The organism is Bacteriovorax sp. As-1, from assembly GCF_058446905.1.
This window is the reverse complement of the sequence record NZ_CP184341.1, coordinates 770,904-787,025: the sequence shown is the minus strand read 5'-3', so window position 1 is coordinate 787,025 and position 16,122 is coordinate 770,904. Positions and strand designations below refer to the sequence as shown.

At 41.1% G+C, this 16,122-nt stretch carries 17 protein-coding genes; 11 read left to right on the top strand and 6 right to left on the bottom strand.

Annotated features, from left to right (window positions below; translation table 11 throughout):
• The 3 genes from ACN20O_RS03925 to ACN20O_RS03915 are packed head-to-tail and all read right to left on the bottom strand — an operon-like array spanning window position 1 to window position 3,556.
• Window positions 1-1,269, bottom strand: coding sequence for a phosphoglucose isomerase-related protein (locus ACN20O_RS03925; protein ID WP_491637403.1), 1,269 nt, complete (start codon window positions 1,267-1,269; stop codon window positions 1-3).
• Between the two features lie 8 nt (window positions 1,270-1,277).
• Window positions 1,278-2,414: an acyl-CoA dehydrogenase family protein gene (locus ACN20O_RS03920; RefSeq protein ID WP_102244599.1), complete on the bottom strand. Its 1,137-nt coding sequence runs from the start codon at window positions 2,412-2,414 to the stop codon at window positions 1,278-1,280.
• On the bottom strand, window positions 2,414-3,556 hold the full coding sequence (locus ACN20O_RS03915; RefSeq protein WP_491637401.1) for an acyl-CoA dehydrogenase family protein: 1,143 nt from the start codon (window positions 3,554-3,556) through the stop codon (window positions 2,414-2,416). The genes ACN20O_RS03920 and ACN20O_RS03915 overlap by 1 nt, the downstream gene beginning before the upstream one ends.
• Before the next feature lie 98 nt (window positions 3,557-3,654).
• Between ACN20O_RS03915 and ACN20O_RS03910 the strand changes: the two genes are divergently transcribed.
• Together ACN20O_RS03910 and ACN20O_RS03905 are read left to right on the top strand one after the other, a co-directional pair.
• Window positions 3,655-5,379, top strand: coding sequence for a hypothetical protein (locus tag ACN20O_RS03910; RefSeq protein WP_491637399.1), 1,725 nt, complete (start codon window positions 3,655-3,657; stop codon window positions 5,377-5,379).
• On the top strand, window positions 5,376-5,795 hold the full coding sequence (locus ACN20O_RS03905; protein WP_102244596.1) for a hypothetical protein: 420 nt from the start codon (window positions 5,376-5,378) through the stop codon (window positions 5,793-5,795). The genes ACN20O_RS03910 and ACN20O_RS03905 overlap by 4 nt, the downstream gene beginning before the upstream one ends.
• Before the next feature lie 41 nt (window positions 5,796-5,836).
• On the opposite strand, the gene ACN20O_RS03900 is transcribed toward ACN20O_RS03905, so the two are convergent.
• Together ACN20O_RS03900 and ACN20O_RS03895 are read right to left on the bottom strand one after the other, a co-directional pair.
• Window positions 5,837-6,937: a LysM peptidoglycan-binding domain-containing protein gene (locus ACN20O_RS03900; RefSeq protein WP_491637397.1), complete on the bottom strand. Its 1,101-nt coding sequence runs from the start codon at window positions 6,935-6,937 to the stop codon at window positions 5,837-5,839.
• Between the two features lie 98 nt (window positions 6,938-7,035).
• The gene (locus ACN20O_RS03895) at window positions 7,036-7,965 is read right to left on the bottom strand and encodes an endonuclease/exonuclease/phosphatase family protein (protein ID WP_491637395.1); all 930 of its coding nucleotides are present in this window, start codon (window positions 7,963-7,965) and stop codon (window positions 7,036-7,038) included.
• 87 nt (window positions 7,966-8,052) lie between these two features.
• Between ACN20O_RS03895 and rlmN the strand changes: the two genes are divergently transcribed.
• Window positions 8,053-9,168 (top strand): dual-specificity RNA methyltransferase RlmN, encoded by a 1,116-nt coding sequence (rlmN, locus tag ACN20O_RS03890; protein WP_491637393.1) that lies wholly within the window; start codon window positions 8,053-8,055, stop codon window positions 9,166-9,168.
• Window positions 9,169-9,179: 11 nt separating this feature from the next.
• Here rlmN and ACN20O_RS03885 read toward each other — a convergent pair whose 3' ends face one another.
• A complete protein-coding gene (locus ACN20O_RS03885; RefSeq protein ID WP_102244592.1) occupies window positions 9,180-9,521 on the bottom strand; it encodes a hypothetical protein in 342 nt (113 codons plus the stop codon).
• A gap of 165 nt (window positions 9,522-9,686) precedes the next feature.
• On the opposite strand from ACN20O_RS03885, the gene sppA reads away from it, so the two are divergent.
• The 8 genes from sppA (at window position 9,687) to tolA (ending at window position 16,120) form a co-directional block, all read left to right on the top strand.
• On the top strand, window positions 9,687-10,601 hold the full coding sequence (sppA, locus tag ACN20O_RS03880) for a signal peptide peptidase SppA (RefSeq protein WP_102244591.1): 915 nt from the start codon (window positions 9,687-9,689) through the stop codon (window positions 10,599-10,601).
• Window positions 10,602-10,615: 14 nt separating this feature from the next.
• A complete protein-coding gene (locus ACN20O_RS03875; RefSeq protein ID WP_491637391.1) occupies window positions 10,616-11,848 on the top strand; it encodes a hypothetical protein in 1,233 nt (410 codons plus the stop codon).
• Window positions 11,848-12,279: an SH3 domain-containing protein gene (locus ACN20O_RS03870; RefSeq protein ID WP_491637389.1), complete on the top strand. Its 432-nt coding sequence runs from the start codon at window positions 11,848-11,850 to the stop codon at window positions 12,277-12,279. Before ACN20O_RS03875 ends, ACN20O_RS03870 begins: the two co-directional genes overlap by 1 nt.
• Window positions 12,279-13,187 carry a hypothetical protein gene (locus ACN20O_RS03865; RefSeq protein WP_491637387.1) on the top strand — a complete coding sequence of 303 codons (909 nt, stop codon included), beginning with the start codon at window positions 12,279-12,281 and terminating at the stop codon, window positions 13,185-13,187. Before ACN20O_RS03870 ends, ACN20O_RS03865 begins: the two co-directional genes overlap by 1 nt.
• A complete protein-coding gene (locus ACN20O_RS03860) occupies window positions 13,187-14,053 on the top strand; it encodes a hypothetical protein (protein WP_491637385.1) in 867 nt (288 codons plus the stop codon). The genes ACN20O_RS03865 and ACN20O_RS03860 overlap by 1 nt, the downstream gene beginning before the upstream one ends.
• Window positions 14,054-14,136: 83 nt before the next feature.
• Entirely contained in the window at window positions 14,137-14,832 is a 696-nt protein-coding gene (locus ACN20O_RS03855; RefSeq protein WP_102244586.1) for a MotA/TolQ/ExbB proton channel family protein, read from the top strand.
• A gap of 13 nt (window positions 14,833-14,845) precedes the next feature.
• A complete protein-coding gene (locus ACN20O_RS03850; protein WP_491637383.1) occupies window positions 14,846-15,262 on the top strand; it encodes a biopolymer transporter ExbD in 417 nt (138 codons plus the stop codon).
• Between the two features lie 6 nt (window positions 15,263-15,268).
• On the top strand, window positions 15,269-16,120 hold the full coding sequence (gene tolA, locus ACN20O_RS03845) for a cell envelope integrity protein TolA (RefSeq protein ID WP_491637381.1): 852 nt from the start codon (window positions 15,269-15,271) through the stop codon (window positions 16,118-16,120).
• Window positions 16,121-16,122: the final 2 nt, after the last annotated feature.

Genomic DNA, 16,122 nt, shown 5'->3' with positions numbered 1-16,122 from the left:
TTACAACTGGTTCAAAAATTCAAATGCGTAGATCTTTCCAGCTTCAACTCCTGGTTGATCAAAAGGATCAATCATTAGGTAATCTCCCATAAGCGCCGTGAGGCTCTCGAAGAAAAGAACCAGTTGAGCAAGATGGTACTCGTCATTTTTAGCGATTTTTACGTGCAGAACAGCTCTTTCCTGTTCGCGCAGGGCCTTAATTGTCCCTTCCATCTCAGCTTTTATTAAATCTGAAAGTTTAAAACCTGAGAGCTTTTGAAGGTTATTAGTTGAGAGCACTGAGTGAAGAGGGAAGTCATGAGCAAACTTCTCAACTTCAACAATGATGTAGGCCTTGTCATTTGGGCCTTCCATAAAAAGTTGAACTTGAGAGTGTTGATCAGTGGCCCCGTAAGCAACAATGGGAGTGAATCCAACATTGATCACGTCACCGCGTTTGTTTTTCTTTTTTCCTAAACTCTCTGCCCACAATTGAGTGAACCAGAAAGAAAGATTTCTTAGTTTTGAAGAGTACGGCATGAAAACTGTTTGAGAGATATCTTTTTTAGTTTTTAATTCATAAAGAAATTCAGCAGCAGCAATCAGCTCATTCTTTTTTACATCAGTCGACAGGAGTTCGGCCTGAGCGTCTTTTGCTCCCTGGATAAGCTGATTGATATCCAGACCTGCAAAAAGAGCAGGGAGGAAACCAACAGGTGTCAGAGCGCTGAAGCGTCCACCGACATCACTTGGCACTTCAAGAGTGGTGATGTCCCATTCGCGGGCAAGAGTGAGAAGCTCGCTCTTAACCGGGTCAGTAGCAAAGACAAAATAGTTTTTGTATTCAGAAGGCCTGATTCCACGAGACTCAAACAATTGCGAAATAATCGCCATCGCCGCCATCGTTTCAGCTGTTCCGCCAGATTTAGAAACAAAATAAAATAAGCAGTCTTTTAGGTCAGCACCATGAAGAGGCTTAAGCTGTGAGTGGATTTCTTCCGGGTCAACGTTGTTGATGAAGATAAACTTCGTCTCACTTTTTCCCAGTGCACTCACTAACATTTCCGGCCCAAGGCTTGAGCCGCCAATTCCAATATGAACGAAAGTCTTTCTGTCCTTAAACTTGTGGAAGACGGCCTTTGAAGAGAGCTCCAGCTCCGAGCGAGTGTAAGTGTAGAAGAACTGCGTGCGAGGGTTATTGATGATGCTTTTAAAAGCATCAACTTTTTTCGCAGTCAGGTCTTCAGACAGGTAAGGGCGCTCTGGATAAAATTGAAATTTAACGGCCATATATTTCCCTAGTGAGTTGTGTATTCTTTCTTTAATTGTCTTGCGATTACGACACGCTGAACCTGGTTTGTTCCTTCAACAATCTGAAGAACTTTAGCATCTCTCATGAAACGCTCTACCGGGTATTCTCTGGTATAACCAACACCACCTAAAATCTGAACAGCGTCTGTTGTCACTTTCATTGCCGTATCCGTTGATTTTAGTTTTGCAAATGAAGCGATCTTTTGGTTTGGCCTTCCTTCGTCGTATAGTCTTGCAGCTTCCTGTACTAAAAGTCTTGAAGCTTCGGTTTCACAGGCCATGTCTGCCATCATGAATTGCAGTCCTTGGAAGTCGAAGATAGGCTGGTTGAACTGCTGGCGAGTTAAAGAGTATTTTACAGACTCATCAAGCGCTCTTTGAGCAAGACCAACACCGATTGAACCAATCGTGATTCTTCCTTTATCTAAAGCGGCCATGGCCACTTTAAAGCCTTCGCCTTCCAGCAGAAGCCTATTTTCTTCAGGAACAAAACAGTTTTCAAAAATAACTTCGCGGGTTGGACTTGTTCTCCATCCCATTTTCTTTTCTTTTTTACCAAACGACAGTCCTGGCGTTCCATCTCTAACGATGAAAGCAGAAACACCTTTACTGCCTTCTCCTCCAGTTCTTGCCATCACGATGTATGTTTTAGCGATTCCACCAGAAGTGATCCAAAGTTTTGTCCCGTTAAGAATATAGCCTCCGTCTGCTTTTTTCGCTGTTGTTTTTAGCGAGCTTGCATCTGAACCGGCACCAGATTCACTTAAACAGAAAGCACCAATTTCCTGGCCAGCAGTTAGAGGCGGAAGGAAAGTGCTCTTTTGCTTTTCAGTTCCAAAGTCGTTGATGATTGATTGAACCATCGTCGAAACTGACACAGTCACAGCGTAGGGAACAGAGTATTTAGCGATTTCTTCTAAAGCGACTGCGCAGTCCTGGTAAGTTAAACCAGCACCACCGTAAGCTTCAGGAATAGTCATCCCACAAAATCCAAGTTCACCTAAATCAGTGAAGATCGACATGCGGAATTCTTCTGTCTCATCATCGTGCTCCATGAAAGGCTCGATCTTTGCCAGACAGAATTTTTCTAGTTGTGATTTAAGTTCTACTTGTAGTTCGTTCATTATTTATCCAATTCCTTAAGCATGTTTTTAGCGATGATCATGATCATAACTTCGTTTGTACCAGCACCGATTTCGTTAAGCTTGTTGTCTCTCATCATGCGCTCAAGCGGGAACTCGCGAGAGTAACCGTATCCACCGTGAAGCTGGATAGCATCTAAAGCGATCTTAGTTGCCATTTTTGGTAGTTGAAGTTTAACCATGGCAGCGTTAACCGGCCCTCTTTCTCCAGCATCGTACTGCTTACAGATAGAGTAGAGGAAAGCTCTCATCATTTCTGTTTCTGCTTTCATTTCAGCGATCATTTTTTGGATCAGTTGGAAGTTACCAATTTGTTTTCCGAATTGTTTTCTTTCCTGAGCGTATTTCACACATTGATCAACACACGCCTGAGCGATCCCCAGAGAGATACCAGCGATAGTGATTCTTTCAATGTCCAGGTTTTTCATCATGTGATAAATTGAGTCGCCTTCTTTTCCAACCAATTGAGTTGCTGGAACTTTAGCTTTATCAAAAACCAGCTCTCCTGTTGGAGATGATCTCATTCCCATCTTGTGGATTGGTTTTCCAACATGGAATCCCGGAGTTCCTTTTTCGATGATGAATGTTGAAAGGTTTTTTCTTTCTTCACCTGTTCTTGTGTACACGTAGGCCACGTCAGCGTACTGAGCGTTTGTGATCCACATTTTTGTTCCGTTGATCACATAGTGATCGCCGTCTTTTTTTGCTTTTGTCTGGATACCAACAGCATCTGAACCGAATTCCGGCTCACTCATTCCCATACAACCGATGTGCTCACCTGTGATAAGCTTTGGAAGGTATTTTGCTTTTTGTTCTTCAGAAGCGTTGTTTTGAATGTTGTTTACGCAAAGAATAGTGTGCGCAAGGTATGACAGGGTAGAGCCAGCACAGGCCTTACCAAATTCTTCCATAACGATTGTCGCAGCAGTGGCCCCAAGGCCAGCCCCACCGTATTTTGGATCAGCTGTAATTCCTAGAACACCGAGCTCGCCCATTTTCTTGAATGCATTGATATTGAAAGATTCATCGTGATCGTGTTTCTCTGCAAATGGAGCAAGTTCTTTGCTCGCAAAATCTCTGCACACAGATTGAAGTTCTTTTTCTTCGCTCGTAAAAAACCACATTGCTTAACCGCCTTTTCAGTGAGTATAATTTTCTTAATAAAAATAGAGAGAATTTATAGCAAATTTCTCTTAACACTGTAAGACATGAGGTGTTAGTAGTGACTCTCACGACCCCTGTTCCGCGCGACCAAGACACTGTTTTTCCCGGAGAGAACTGGTTTTTCTACTGGAAAACGTCGGCGTCCCTATGGAAAACTAAACTTCAGGAGTTTCCTGGAACCAAAATTATTATTCCGCTTAACTGGTCTTTTCATTCGGAAACCGGAGATCAATTTGATTTCGGAGAACACAGACCAGAGACAAACTTAAAAAAATTAGTTGAGATTGCCCAGGAAGTGGGAAAAATGGTGGTCTTTTTTCTACCAGTGACACCTGCGCCTTTTCTGCCTAACGGAGGTCTACCTCACTTACTAGCTAGGAGCATTGCGCTAAATAATGAGCATATGGCCTACGGGGTGATTGACGCTGACGATCATTTAGTTAAAATTTATTCATTTTTTGATCCGAGAGTTTTTGAAGCTTTCGATAGATTTGTAAAAAAACTTGGCCAGTATTTTTCTCAGGCCACCATCAATGCTGACGTCTGGGGTATCCGTTCAGGGTATTTCAAGGAAGGGCAGTATAGAAGTTTTATTGAAGATTCATCAAAAACTTTTGAACAAGCTTTCCACCGTTTTCTTCAGACAAAAAAATCGGCAGATGAAACGCTTTCTCCTATCGAAGAGCGTGCACTGTCGTTTGAATTTAATAAAACGATTCAGAATTTGTACGAAACGAATGCCCGCGAATCTATCAAAAATAATTTTGAAGGGACTCTTGATGTGGCCTTTTTGGGAGCGGGAACAGAGAATTTTTTAAAGCGTCTTTCGGGAACGATCTCAACGGTCGATTACTCGGGCGAGCTTTATGAGGCCCTGGCAAAAGATATTATCCCGTCATCAGTTCTGCTTCCTCATCGCTTGAAAAAGGGAGTATTAACCAGAGAGCTCAACGACCTGGTTGCCAATTCATATCTGCCGGCGAGGCTAGCAAGTTCAGCTTACGATCACGACGACATCAACATGTTTCAGCCGCTGTCGTTTTTTAAAGTTTATGAGAGAGTTGACGGTGTAAGTTCACTCTTCCAAAACTGGAACGATTTACACTTATGGCCTTACTTAAAGGGTTCATTCGGGTGGAGTTATAAGGTCATTTCCAATGACACATTAAAGCTGCATGAAAATAAGACTCCTTATCAGGAGCACATTCATCTTTTCCACGGTCACGATGTGGACCGCACGATTTTTAATTATATTTTAAAAACGTTTATGAACGGTGGACGCGTGATTTTAAACCGCTCGGGTCTCTCGGATGAATTCGCAAAACGTTTTGAAACGTTCTTTTTAGAAAATAATTTAAACGTAGAAAAAGTGCATTTCCAGACTCAGATCCAGAACATTGCTCTGGGCGAGGGAAGACTGGTTCTCATTGAAGGCGAAGGCTTCAAAGAAATGGATAAAAATGATTATCTGAATTTCTGGAAGACTTTAGTTGAGACTTTTTCGTTAGTGCACGTGCCGATTCAAAATGTAGACGGAATAGATTTCTATTGGAGAACGAGACCAAGTTCGGCCAATGAATTAAAGTTTGAAGAGGTGAGACGCCTTTCACTTTACAACCCGACTAGTTACCGCAAAAAAATTAAAATGAGCCTGACGAAAAATTTTGTCGTGTACAAAGTTATCGATGAAATCAACGTTATCGTTCAGACCTATCCAAACGAAATTGAAATCGAACTTTCTCCGGAAGGCTCAGTGATTGTAGATTTTGGAGTGTTCTCATGAGAGAAATTGAATATATCGTAGGGATCTATAACAACTTCAACCCTTACCCGGAAGAAGGTCAGGAAGAACACTACTTCATGCTTTATCTTTTAGACGAGAAAGGTCTTCTGGAAAAAGAAGGAGCACAAAAGCTTTTCAAGGAGCGTTTTTTAAGCGAACACTTAGAAGGTGTGAAGTGTCCACCAAATATGATCGGGCCGTTTTTAGCACTGGAAAACGTCAACCAATTTGCCTTCGCTTTATGTGAAGAGCTCAACGCCGCTCAGGTGAGTTTAATGTCGGTGAGTGAATACAATTCTCTTCTGGAAAACTCTCAACTGGCCTCTGATTTTCATCGCGACCTTTTAGAGAAGGGGAATGTGATGGAGAACATCGAAAGAAAGAAAAAAGGATTTTTAAGCAGATTTTTCAGCTAATTTGGCAAAAAAAAGCCCCTCATAGAGGGGCTTTTTTGTTTTTAAAGAGTTTGAATTTCTTCGTCGATATCCGGAGCGATTTCCTGCTCATGTGGAACCGATACATTGTTGATCAGGTCAATTTCAGAACCCTCTGGAGCTGACATTTTTTCAACTGCAGTTTTAACAAGCTCTCTTTTTGGAGCTGAAAGCGTTTGAACTGCTTCATCTGTTTGAGCTTCTTCAGAGAATTGTACTGTCGATTTTGGAGACTCAGCTGCTACTGTTTGAGCTGGCGCTTCAGCAGTTAATGTCTGGTCTACAATAATTTCTTCTTCAGCAATTTCCTGCTTTGGTTGAGCTGCTTTTGGCTGAACAAAGTTCGCCATTCCACCATTTGTGTAATACAGAGTGAACCCCGCATAAATAACGTTCGGGTTTTTAATTAGCGGCTTATTGTTTTCCCAAATTGATTTCCATTTTTTTGGAGTAGAGTAAACAGTGTTTGAAATTGTTCCTAGAGTTTCACCAGTTTTAATTAAGTATGGAGAGCCAGCTGGGTTCCAGACAAATGGAGCTTCTGGTGCGCGGTACTTAAGTTCTGTGTTGGCACGAAGAGCAGTGTTGTTGCCAAGACCTGGGTTCATGTTTTTAATTTCTTTCCACTTAGAGATATCGCCGTAAAGTTTGAAGGCGATTTGCATAAGCGTTTCACCTTTTTTAACTTTATAAGACTTCACTTGCCCTGCTTCACTGTAAGCTGGAACTTCTGGTTCTGACTTAATTTCAGGAAGAGCTTCTGAAACTTCTACGTGTGTTTCTTGTGATTTATCCGGAGTTAGAGCAATTTGTGATTCTTTAACTGTTTCACCCGGTCTGTCAGCTGAGAATTCATCTTCAAGTGACTTTAGATCAGGATCGTTAGCTGAAATGTTTGATGGATTGTCAGTGTGTGTCCCGCTTGTTTCTTCCATTGTTTTGCTGAACAGGTCATCTGTTGCATCAGCAGAAGAAGTTGTCGCTGGAGCAGAGTTGAGTTCATCAGTGCTTGACGTTGAAGTGCCATCAGTTGGTTGTTCAGGAGTTTTGAATCTTTCGATCAACCCACACGAAGATAAAACCAACGACAGGAACAATATCTTAAATATCGTTTTATTTTTCAATGAGAACTCCCTTGGAATACATGCCTATTTAAAACAATAATAACATGTCTATTTTAAGGGAATTAAGAATGTGAAGGCAGAGTGGGGAAAACTTTTCCCTAGTGTGCAAGGCCTAAATCTTGAGTAAACTCGTCTTCCTCAAAATCCAATTTCAGAGGAGAATACTCAACTTCTACCTGCAGCGGCTTATGATCCGAGCCTTTAAAGTCTCCGTCGACTCTTGCACGTGTGACTTTTAAATCTTTTGTATGAAGGAAGTGATCCAGTGGATACCCGTTAAAAGTCATTCGATTATCCGGAAGAAAACGCGCTTCAACCAGGTTTAATTTTTGAGCGTATTCCTCAAGGATTGCAATGCGCTCCTTATTCCATGTATTGAAATCCCCTGCAAAAACCAGAGGAGAGGGAATGTCCTTAATTCTTTCGTAGATGCGGTTAAGTTCGTAGCGGAAACTTTTTGTCGAAACAAAATTGATTCCGTGAAGATTCACCACCGTCAGCTCTTTTGTTGAAAAGCGGATAGGGTAGCTGTTGATTAAAGCAACTTTTGGTGAATTAACGACTGGCTCTAAAATCTCAGTGCGGATGAATTCGGTGTAAACCGGTTTGACGGCACTGATATTTGCCACTCCCGTTCTCACTTTTTCTTTACCTGAGAAAAAACTAGTCGCAGTTGTGAAATAAAAATTTGGAAGGTAGCGGAAAACATCCATCATGTTGGGATCAAGAAATACTTCCTGATTCATGATGATGTCGCGGTTAAAACTAAGGGAAAGGTATTCAGTTTTGAAGGTCTCTTCCGTTCCTTTGTGCAGATTCCAGACAAGGAATCTAAACTTTCTTGCTGGCAGTTGATTCTTCGTAGCCTTTCCGAAAGTGTTGATAACTTCCTCGTCACCTGGGACGGGAAAAGCAACTTCTGGCCTGTTAACAAAGACGCTCTGGGCGAGAGAGCTCTGTGCATAGGAGCTAGAAGCTAATGAAATAAGGGCGTTAACTGCAAAAAGGCTAAGGATAAAGTTTTTCATCTTAAAAGCGTAAACCAGCTGGTTTGGTTTGTAAAAATTACTTTTTGAAGGCCATCCCCTGTGAAGTTTGCTATAACGCCCACACTTATGAGCATTAATTTAAAACTAGAAAAACCTTCTTTATACGCCCTAACACTCGTAGAGCTTCGCGATTACCTTGCAGAAAAGGGACTGGCGAAATTTGCGGCCGATCAGATTTACCAATGGATGTACAAATTCCATGAGCGCGACCTTTCAAAATGGTCGAACATTTCTAAAAAGATCCGCGAGGATTTTGAAAATAATTTTGATTTAACTCTGCCAACAGTTGTCTGGAACGGGCTTTCAAAAGACGGGACGAGAAAGTTCCTGGTGAAAATGCGCGATGGTCAGACTGTTGAAGCGGTCGCTATTCCAGCAAAAGACCGACTGACTCTTTGTATCTCTTCTCAAGTTGGGTGTGCGATTGGATGTACGTTCTGTCACACGGGAACAATGGGATTAAAGAGAAACCTTTTAGCTGATGAAATCGTCGGTCAGTTCCTGGCGATCACTGACTGGTTAAAGGCTAACGTCAGTGCTGAAGAAAAACTCACAAACATCGTTTTCATGGGGCAGGGTGAACCGCTTCATAACTACGATAACGTCAGAAGTGCGACGATTATTTTCATGGAAGACAAAGGCCTTGGTCTGTCTCAAAGAAAGATCACGCTTTCGACTTCAGGACTTGTTCCGCAAATTGAAAAAATGTGGGATTTCCCACCGGTGAACATCGCTATTTCTCTGCATGCTGCTCACAACGATATTCGCTCTGAACTAATGCCAATCAACAAGGCATTCGACCTTCAAAGACTGTTTGAAGCGATCAGAAAAGTGCCGCTAAAAGCTTACCGTCGCATCACGTACGAATACATTCTGATTGCTGACCTTAACGATCGCCAGGAAGATATCGACGGGCTTTGTGACCTTCTAGAGAAGAGTAAATCAAAGATCAACATCATTCCATACAATGACTTTCCAGACTCAAAATTCAAACGTCCGAGTAACTCAAAGATTATCTGGTTTCAGGAAGAGCTTTTAAAGCGTGGTTTTGTTTGTACGACAAGAACCACAAAAGGCCAGGATATCCTGGCCGCTTGTGGACAATTAAAAAGCGAATACGAAAAACTGAACCTTTGGGACGTGAATAAATCCAAAGCCTTCGAGATGCAGTTTTCTAAGTAAAGTCAAAAAGCTTAGTGTCTGCTTTCTGATTCCATACGATACAACCAAGGTTTTGGTGCTTCGGCCGGTTCTTCTTTAACTTCAGGCTTAACGTCGTAAACCTTTTTCTTCTTTTCTTTGGCGATTACCGAAGAAGGCTCTCTGTCAGAGACCTCTTCTTCAGATGCGATCTGACGGTCTGTAACGGCGCCCGTTTCCACCTTGTAGTGATCACCAAATTCTGCCGTCTTCATCTCTTTAGAAGGGGCAGCGTGCTTTTTGAAACTAACCTCAGGGTTTTTATATTCAGTGGCCACTGCCATTGAACAAATTGCCAGAGTCAGAAGAGATAGTGAGATCATTTTTGTCTTCATACATTCACTCCTTACCGACCATATCGGATCAAAATGCTTATCGGTTTAATTATTGTAGAACTTGAGGGAAAAGGTCGGGCTTTCTCGAAGTTTGTTTACGTTCGCCTATGTTTTTGAGACTATAGAAGGGATTTATTTTAGTTTTGATCAAAAAATGGAGTTTTTGTGACCTCATCTAAAAATACCAAGGCCTTATTTGGCATTTTCGCCATGGTTTTCGTTTTCTTCGTCATTTTAATCGCTTTTGCTTTTATCACTATGAATGCTTTTAATGAGACCTCACTGGTTCAGAAAAAGTCTAATAGCGCTCACATCGGTGTTATCACTGTTGATGGTGTTATTATGGATTCAAAAGACACAATCGAGCTTTTACAAATTGCTGAAGAAGACAAGCAACTTCAGGCCATCATTCTAAGAATCGATTCTCCGGGCGGTGCTGTTGGACCGACTCAGGAAATATATGAAGAGATCCAGCGAATCGACAAAAAGAAACCAATCTATGCTTCTTTCGGAGGTATCGCGGCCAGTGGTGGGTATTATCTTGGTTCAGCAACAAGAAAGATCTGGGCAAGCCCGGGAACACTGACAGGTTCAATTGGGGTGATCATGGAGTTCATGGATCTTTCAAAACTTTATGAGTTTGCAAAAGTAAGCCCACAAACAGTAAAGGCCGGCCGTTATAAAGATGCGGGAAATCCTGCTCGCGCTTTAACTCAAGAAGAATCAGATATGATGAACAAACTGATTGCCGGAGTTCACAAACAATTTATCAACGATATCTTAAAGCGCAGAGCTGACAAAATTAAAGGCGATATTACTGAACACGCTCAAGGACAGATCTTCTCTGGTGAAGAAGCTAAGAACATTGGTCTGGTCGATGAGATGGGAAGTTTATGGACTGCGGGAAGAGCGATTCACACTGAAATGAAAATGAAAGATGAGTTCGCTTTAAAATTTATTGAAAAGAAAAAGAAAGTAGGACTGTTTGATTTGATGGGATCTTTAGAAGAAAGCATCAGCAGACTAAACCTGAGTTCTATTGCAACGATGGATCAGTCTCCACGTTTAATGTTTAAATAGGTTATAAAGAAATAATGGAAGCAATTCTCCCTTGGATACAAGAACATTTACTGGCCGTGGTGGCGATTTTAATCACCATCGTACTGGTCTATCATTACCTGATTGAAAAAGAGACAGGTGCAAAACTTTCTAAACGTTATAGAAACTCAATCTTTGAAGCTCAATCAAAGATTTTCCTGAATGCAACTCAATACCTGATCTCAGGGAATAAAGACCTGGCGATCAAGGAATTTTTAAGTGCGGTCGATATTAACCGTGAAACCATCGAGACTTATTTCGCACTCGGAGGCCTCTTTAGAAGTAACGGCGAAATTGAAAAAGCGATCAGCATTCACCGCTCGCTTATTGCTCGCGAAAATATTTCAGAATCTCACCGCCTGCGCGCACTTAAAGAGCTGGCACTGGATTTTGATAAAGGTGGATTCATTGATAAAGCGATTGAAACTTACCGCGATGTCTTAAAAATCAATCGCGACCAGTTTGAAGTTATCCAGGCCCTATGCCGTATCTATGAAGATATCGAGGATTGGGATCAGGCCTACAACTACCGCATTATGCTTTCTAAAGTAGGGCACAATAACCAAGCGGAAACGATTTCACACATCCTGGTTCAAAAAGCAAAACAGTATTTTGAAAAAGGTGATTTTAAAAAATGTGAAGAAGACCTAGAGGATGCTTTCAGGTTTGCTCCAAGTGTGTCGGCAAAAATCCTGCGTTTAAAACTGTTTTTAGTCAGTGGTGATTTAGAGCAGGCAAAATTCCTGTTGCTTGAGATTTTAAAAGAACATCCAATGTATGCTTCTTTTGTTTTCGTTTCAATCGGCGAAGACTTTAAGACAAGTAATGAAGCTCTGAAGAAAGATTATCAAGCGCGCCTGGAAGTTTTAAGAAAGTACTTCCTGGATTTAGATGATAAAGACCTGACGACATCAGCTTCTGTAGTTTTATCTAAAGTACGTTTATTAAAAGAAGCGGGCATGATTAATGAAGCCTTTGAACTATTAAAAGGCTGGATGGACACCAACAAGAATTCATCAGAAGTGATGAAGGTAGAATACATTAAACTTTTAATTGAGCTGCAAAAGAAAGATGAAGCTCTTACTCAGACTAGAGGACTACTGGACAATCTTCACCAGACATTGGCAAAACACTACTGCCGTCAATGTGGATACAATTCAGACAGCCTTTTCTGGAGATGCCCTCAGTGTCACGAGTGGGAGACTATCCAATTTAGATGGAAGGTATAATGTCTAAAACTATTTTAAGCATGATGCTTATTTTAAGTTTTAATCTCGGCGCACAGACAACGGCTCCGATGACTAAAACATTAGTGGGAGTGAAATACTTCAATCAGATGATGGGGAACGTCCATCAGAATGCCTCTCGCTATTCACAGGTTTTAACCACAATCAGTTGTAACCATCCGGTTAAAGTCATGAAAGAAACATCGAAAGATGGAAAAGAGTTTCTTTTATATGGGGATAACAACTGGTATTCAGTTGTCGTAGGCCCCTATGAAGGCTTTGTCATGGCCGACTACTTAAGCGATAAAAAGAATGTTTGTTTTGAAGAAGAGTACTCAAAATTTTTTGATGGACTCAACCTCGATATCAATGACCTTTATTACTGGGCGAGACTGTATGATCAGTACGTTCAGGGGAAATCAAAGGTGCGCTAATGAAATCATTTATCCTACTATCTCTTTTAATGTCCTTGTCGGCGCACTCCGCTGAAGGGCATGGCGAAGCTAAAAAAGAAGAGGCCACTCCTGCTACTAAGGAAGGAGAAGGCAAGGAGCTTTTAGATTTTAATTCCATTAAAGACCTGATTAAAAAAGATGGTCTGGAAGGAGAGTTAAAAAAGAAGCAGGAAGAAAAACGCGTTTTCTTGGATAAGAAAAAGCGCGACGATATGAAGCGCTACAACGTTCCCGGGCAGGACGAATTCTGGAATATGTTTTCGGAATTGTGGCTGGTGAAAAATGCAACATTTTTGAAATGGGATTTCCACAAGCCGGAATACGACCTGGAAAAATCTTTTATTGAACTCTTAGAAAAGCAGGGGATCTATGAGAAGAAAATTAAAATTCTTCTTTTGGACACAACTGAAGTCATCCACGCGGCCCTACCGACAAATGACAAGGAATACATCTTCTTATTGTCTCAGCCTTTTATCAGAACAATGGATTTGTCTAAAGTTGAGATTTCTTTAATCCTCTTTGAAGATTTTTTAAGGGCCCGACGTGGTTACTTTAAAAATTATGTGCTTTCAAAAGACCTGGAGTCTTACCTGGGCTCTAACTTTAATGGAAAGCCATTTAATAAAAAACTTATTGATGACCATCTAAAAAAATACAACACGCTTCTTCTGGAAAAAGGCTTTAGTTTCCAGGAGCAGTTTGAAGTGACAATGGAGATGGACGCACTTTTAAAGAGCGACCTGAAGATCTGGAACACTTATCTGACTTTATTAGAGAAAATCGATGCGCTGACAAAGTCGAACACTCTTTATAAAAAATACGCTCAGATTTACCCTTCGCCGGAGCTTCAGCTCAACTGGTTAAGGCCTAAACCAAGTCGTTTTTAATGAAAGAGACACTGTCCCACTACTACGAAGAAACTCAGGCATTTTTGCGCTCTCCTTTAGGGCGTCAGATGCTGATTTATTCTTTCTTCTATGCTTTTTTGTGGGGCTTTCACTTAATTCTGATTTCTCTGGTGTCTTATTTCCATCTGCTTTTAAATCACAATATCAGGACGATTGGCGACTGGATTGGAGATAGAGGGTGGACTCTCATTATCATCTCCAAGCTGGTGGTGTTTTATCTGACCATGCTTTTTGTTAACTTAAAGACCAAAAAAATCTTTTCACTTAAAAGTTATTTCCGCAACAGTATCCAGACTCCGAGACTGGAAGTGTTTGTGGCGATTTTATTTTTGATCATTGGTTTAATGGGAATCGGAGAGATGAGGTTCAATAAAACGATGATTGTTGAGATTGATCGTTTAATCTTATCTATTGCCGGAACATTCATTTTTTTTGCAGTCGATTACGTCCTGCTGGTTATTCTCGATGTTTTTTATCCAATCAGAGATGACAAAACACGTTTAAAGAGAATTTTTTTATTCCCATTTTTATTCTACTTTTTTACGGCCGCAACTTTTGTTTATGAGCAGACGATAACTTTCAAACTTTACCCGCTCTTTTTCCTTCTCCTTTATAGTGGAGAATGGAGACGAAAGAACTGGACGCTTCCGGCGTTGTTTCTTTCAGTGTTTATCATTCCGGCCTTCTCTCTTATGAGTCTTGATCCGGTGTGGGGAGAGATTTACTCGCCATTTGCACCAACACGAAAAATTGGATGGGCTTCATTTCTTATTCTGGTGGCCTTCGCCATCGGATATCTGCAATACACTCTGAAAAAGAAACCAGAGTATATCTATCGGGATTAGACGATTTAACTTAATAATTTAAGAAAAATTGTCTATGATATTAAGGCATAAAAAATTCTTTATTTCATCAGGAGTCAAAGACTGTGGAAGGCGCAAAATTAGATATTCTCAACATCATCTGGCATTCAGGAATTATTGTAAAAATCGTACTGGGACTTTTAGTTGCCGCTTCGGTTTATTCTTGGGCCATCATCTTAAAGAAGAAAAAACTTTTTTCTGAAGTTGAGGAAAACAATAAGCGTTTTTATGAGATTTACCAAAACTCAGAAAACCTAAAAGACATCATGATTAAGTCAGAGATGCTTCCGTTCTCACCATACAAAGCTCTTTATACAAACGGCTATAAAGAATTAGTGAAAATGAAAGAAGCCTACTCAGGCCAGCACCAAAGCGGTTTAGCTTTTCACTTCCAGAATTTCGGGATGGGCGTTTTAGAGCGCGGTCTTAAAAAAGGTGCAAACGAAACTAACGATGAACTAAGTAAACTTCTGCCAACACTTGCTTCAATTGGATCGGTAACTCCATTCGTAGGATTATTCGGAACTGTTTGGGGGATCATCGACGCTTTCGCCGGTCTTGCTGGCGGTGGTGGATCAATCGATGCAGTTGCTCCTGGTATTGCTGAAGCTCTTGTTGCTACAGCGGTAGGTCTGGCCGCAGCGATTCCTGCAGTTTGGTTTTACAACCATTTCAACAGCATCAACGAAAAAGTGAATTCTGAAATGGAGAGCTTTGGACAAGACTTCATTAACGTTGTTGAGCGTTCAGTAATCGAGTAGGACGGAGTTAAAAATGGGATTTAGCACAGGTAAAAAAAAGGGAGCCATCTCCGATATCAACGTCACACCACTTGTTGACGTTATGCTCGTGCTTTTAGTTATCTTCATGGTAACAGCACCTTTAATGTTAAACGGAATTAAGCTCGACCTGCCAAAAACAAAAGAAGTCAACCCGGTCAACCTAAACGCCACTCAGGTGATTGTCTCAATCAGTAAGTCTGAAGAGTTTTTCCTGGGCAAAGATAAAATGCTTTTAGGGGAATTGGTTCCGGAAATTCAAAAACAGTTTAAGGCCAATAATACAGACACGGTTTTCCTTCGCGCAGACTTTGGTCTGGCCTATGGAAAAGTGGCAAGACTGATGTCGCACTTAAAGCGCGGTGGAATCCATAAGATTGCACTGGTTACAGTCACAGAAGACAAGAAGTAATAAAGAATGAGAGTCTTTCAAACTCCAAAATTTAATCACCCTGGGTTTAACTTCTTTTTAAGACGTTCAACCTATATTCACGCAGCACTCGTGGCCTCTACTTTAATCGGTGGAAAGGTGGCGTTTGATCTCAATCGCGCAGAAAGAGAAAAGAACCTGGAGCTGATTCAGGCCTCAGTTCGTGTTGATATGGTGGCGATGCCAACTCATACTCTGAATGAACTTAAAAATCTTTCAAGTGGTGTAGAGGAAGCTAAACGTGAAGAAAAAGCTCCTGAGGTTGAAAAGCCAGTAGAAAAAGTTGAAGCTAAACCAGAACCAAAAGAAGAACCAAAAGTGGCCGAAGAAAAACCGGATGCTGGTCCGACTTTTGAAGAAGCAAAGGCCGCTCAGAAAAGAAAAGATTTCTTGAGTAAGCTTAAGACGATTGGAAATAAGAAAGTTGACTCTGAAGGAACACAGAAAGCTGAAAAAGGCGCTTACGGCAGCAAAGAGACTGCACTAAAAGATTTGGTTCTTTCTGGAAATAAATTATCTAAAGGAACGGCGATGTATGGAGAAGGTGGAGGAGGAGATCTTACAGCTTTTAAAGCCTATGCATCAAGGCTTCCAGATTATGTTCGTACTAATTGGTCGCTTCCAAGCTATCTAATGGACAAAAAATTACAGGCCCATATTAGAGTTTGGCTCAATATGAATGGCGATGTGACTCGCACAGAAGTTTATAAATCAAGTGGAAATGATGAGTATGACCAAAGAGCTGTTGAAGCTATTAAGTTAGCCAAATTTCCTCCGTTGAAAGAAGATTTTGCAAAGAAAGCAATGAGTGGTGATATCCTGTTAGGTTTCCCTTTATAAGA

What these genes read in the sequence shown, in the direction of transcription:
- ACN20O_RS03925 (WP_491637403.1), bottom strand. Translation starts at nt 1,269, where the DNA reads ATGGCCGTTAAATTTCAATTTTATCCAGAGCGCCCTTACCTGTCTGAA.
- ACN20O_RS03920 (WP_102244599.1), bottom strand. Translation starts at nt 2,414, where the DNA reads ATGAACGAACTACAAGTAGAACTTAAATCACAACTAGAAAAATTCTGT.
- ACN20O_RS03915 (WP_491637401.1), bottom strand. Translation starts at nt 3,556, where the DNA reads ATGTGGTTTTTTACGAGCGAAGAAAAAGAACTTCAATCTGTGTGCAGA.
- ACN20O_RS03905 (WP_102244596.1), top strand. Translation starts at nt 5,376, where the DNA reads ATGAGAGAAATTGAATATATCGTAGGGATCTATAACAACTTCAACCCT.
- ACN20O_RS03895 (WP_491637395.1), bottom strand. Translation starts at nt 7,965, where the DNA reads ATGAAAAACTTTATCCTTAGCCTTTTTGCAGTTAACGCCCTTATTTCA.
- rlmN (WP_491637393.1), top strand. Translation starts at nt 8,053, where the DNA reads ATGAGCATTAATTTAAAACTAGAAAAACCTTCTTTATACGCCCTAACA.
- ACN20O_RS03885 (WP_102244592.1), bottom strand. Translation starts at nt 9,521, where the DNA reads ATGAAGACAAAAATGATCTCACTATCTCTTCTGACTCTGGCAATTTGT.
- ACN20O_RS03875 (WP_491637391.1), top strand. Translation starts at nt 10,616, where the DNA reads ATGGAAGCAATTCTCCCTTGGATACAAGAACATTTACTGGCCGTGGTG.
- ACN20O_RS03870 (WP_491637389.1), top strand. Translation starts at nt 11,848, where the DNA reads ATGTCTAAAACTATTTTAAGCATGATGCTTATTTTAAGTTTTAATCTC.
- ACN20O_RS03865 (WP_491637387.1), top strand. Translation starts at nt 12,279, where the DNA reads ATGAAATCATTTATCCTACTATCTCTTTTAATGTCCTTGTCGGCGCAC.
- ACN20O_RS03860 (WP_491637385.1), top strand. Translation starts at nt 13,187, where the DNA reads ATGAAAGAGACACTGTCCCACTACTACGAAGAAACTCAGGCATTTTTG.
- ACN20O_RS03850 (WP_491637383.1), top strand. Translation starts at nt 14,846, where the DNA reads ATGGGATTTAGCACAGGTAAAAAAAAGGGAGCCATCTCCGATATCAAC.
- tolA (WP_491637381.1), top strand. Translation starts at nt 15,269, where the DNA reads ATGAGAGTCTTTCAAACTCCAAAATTTAATCACCCTGGGTTTAACTTC.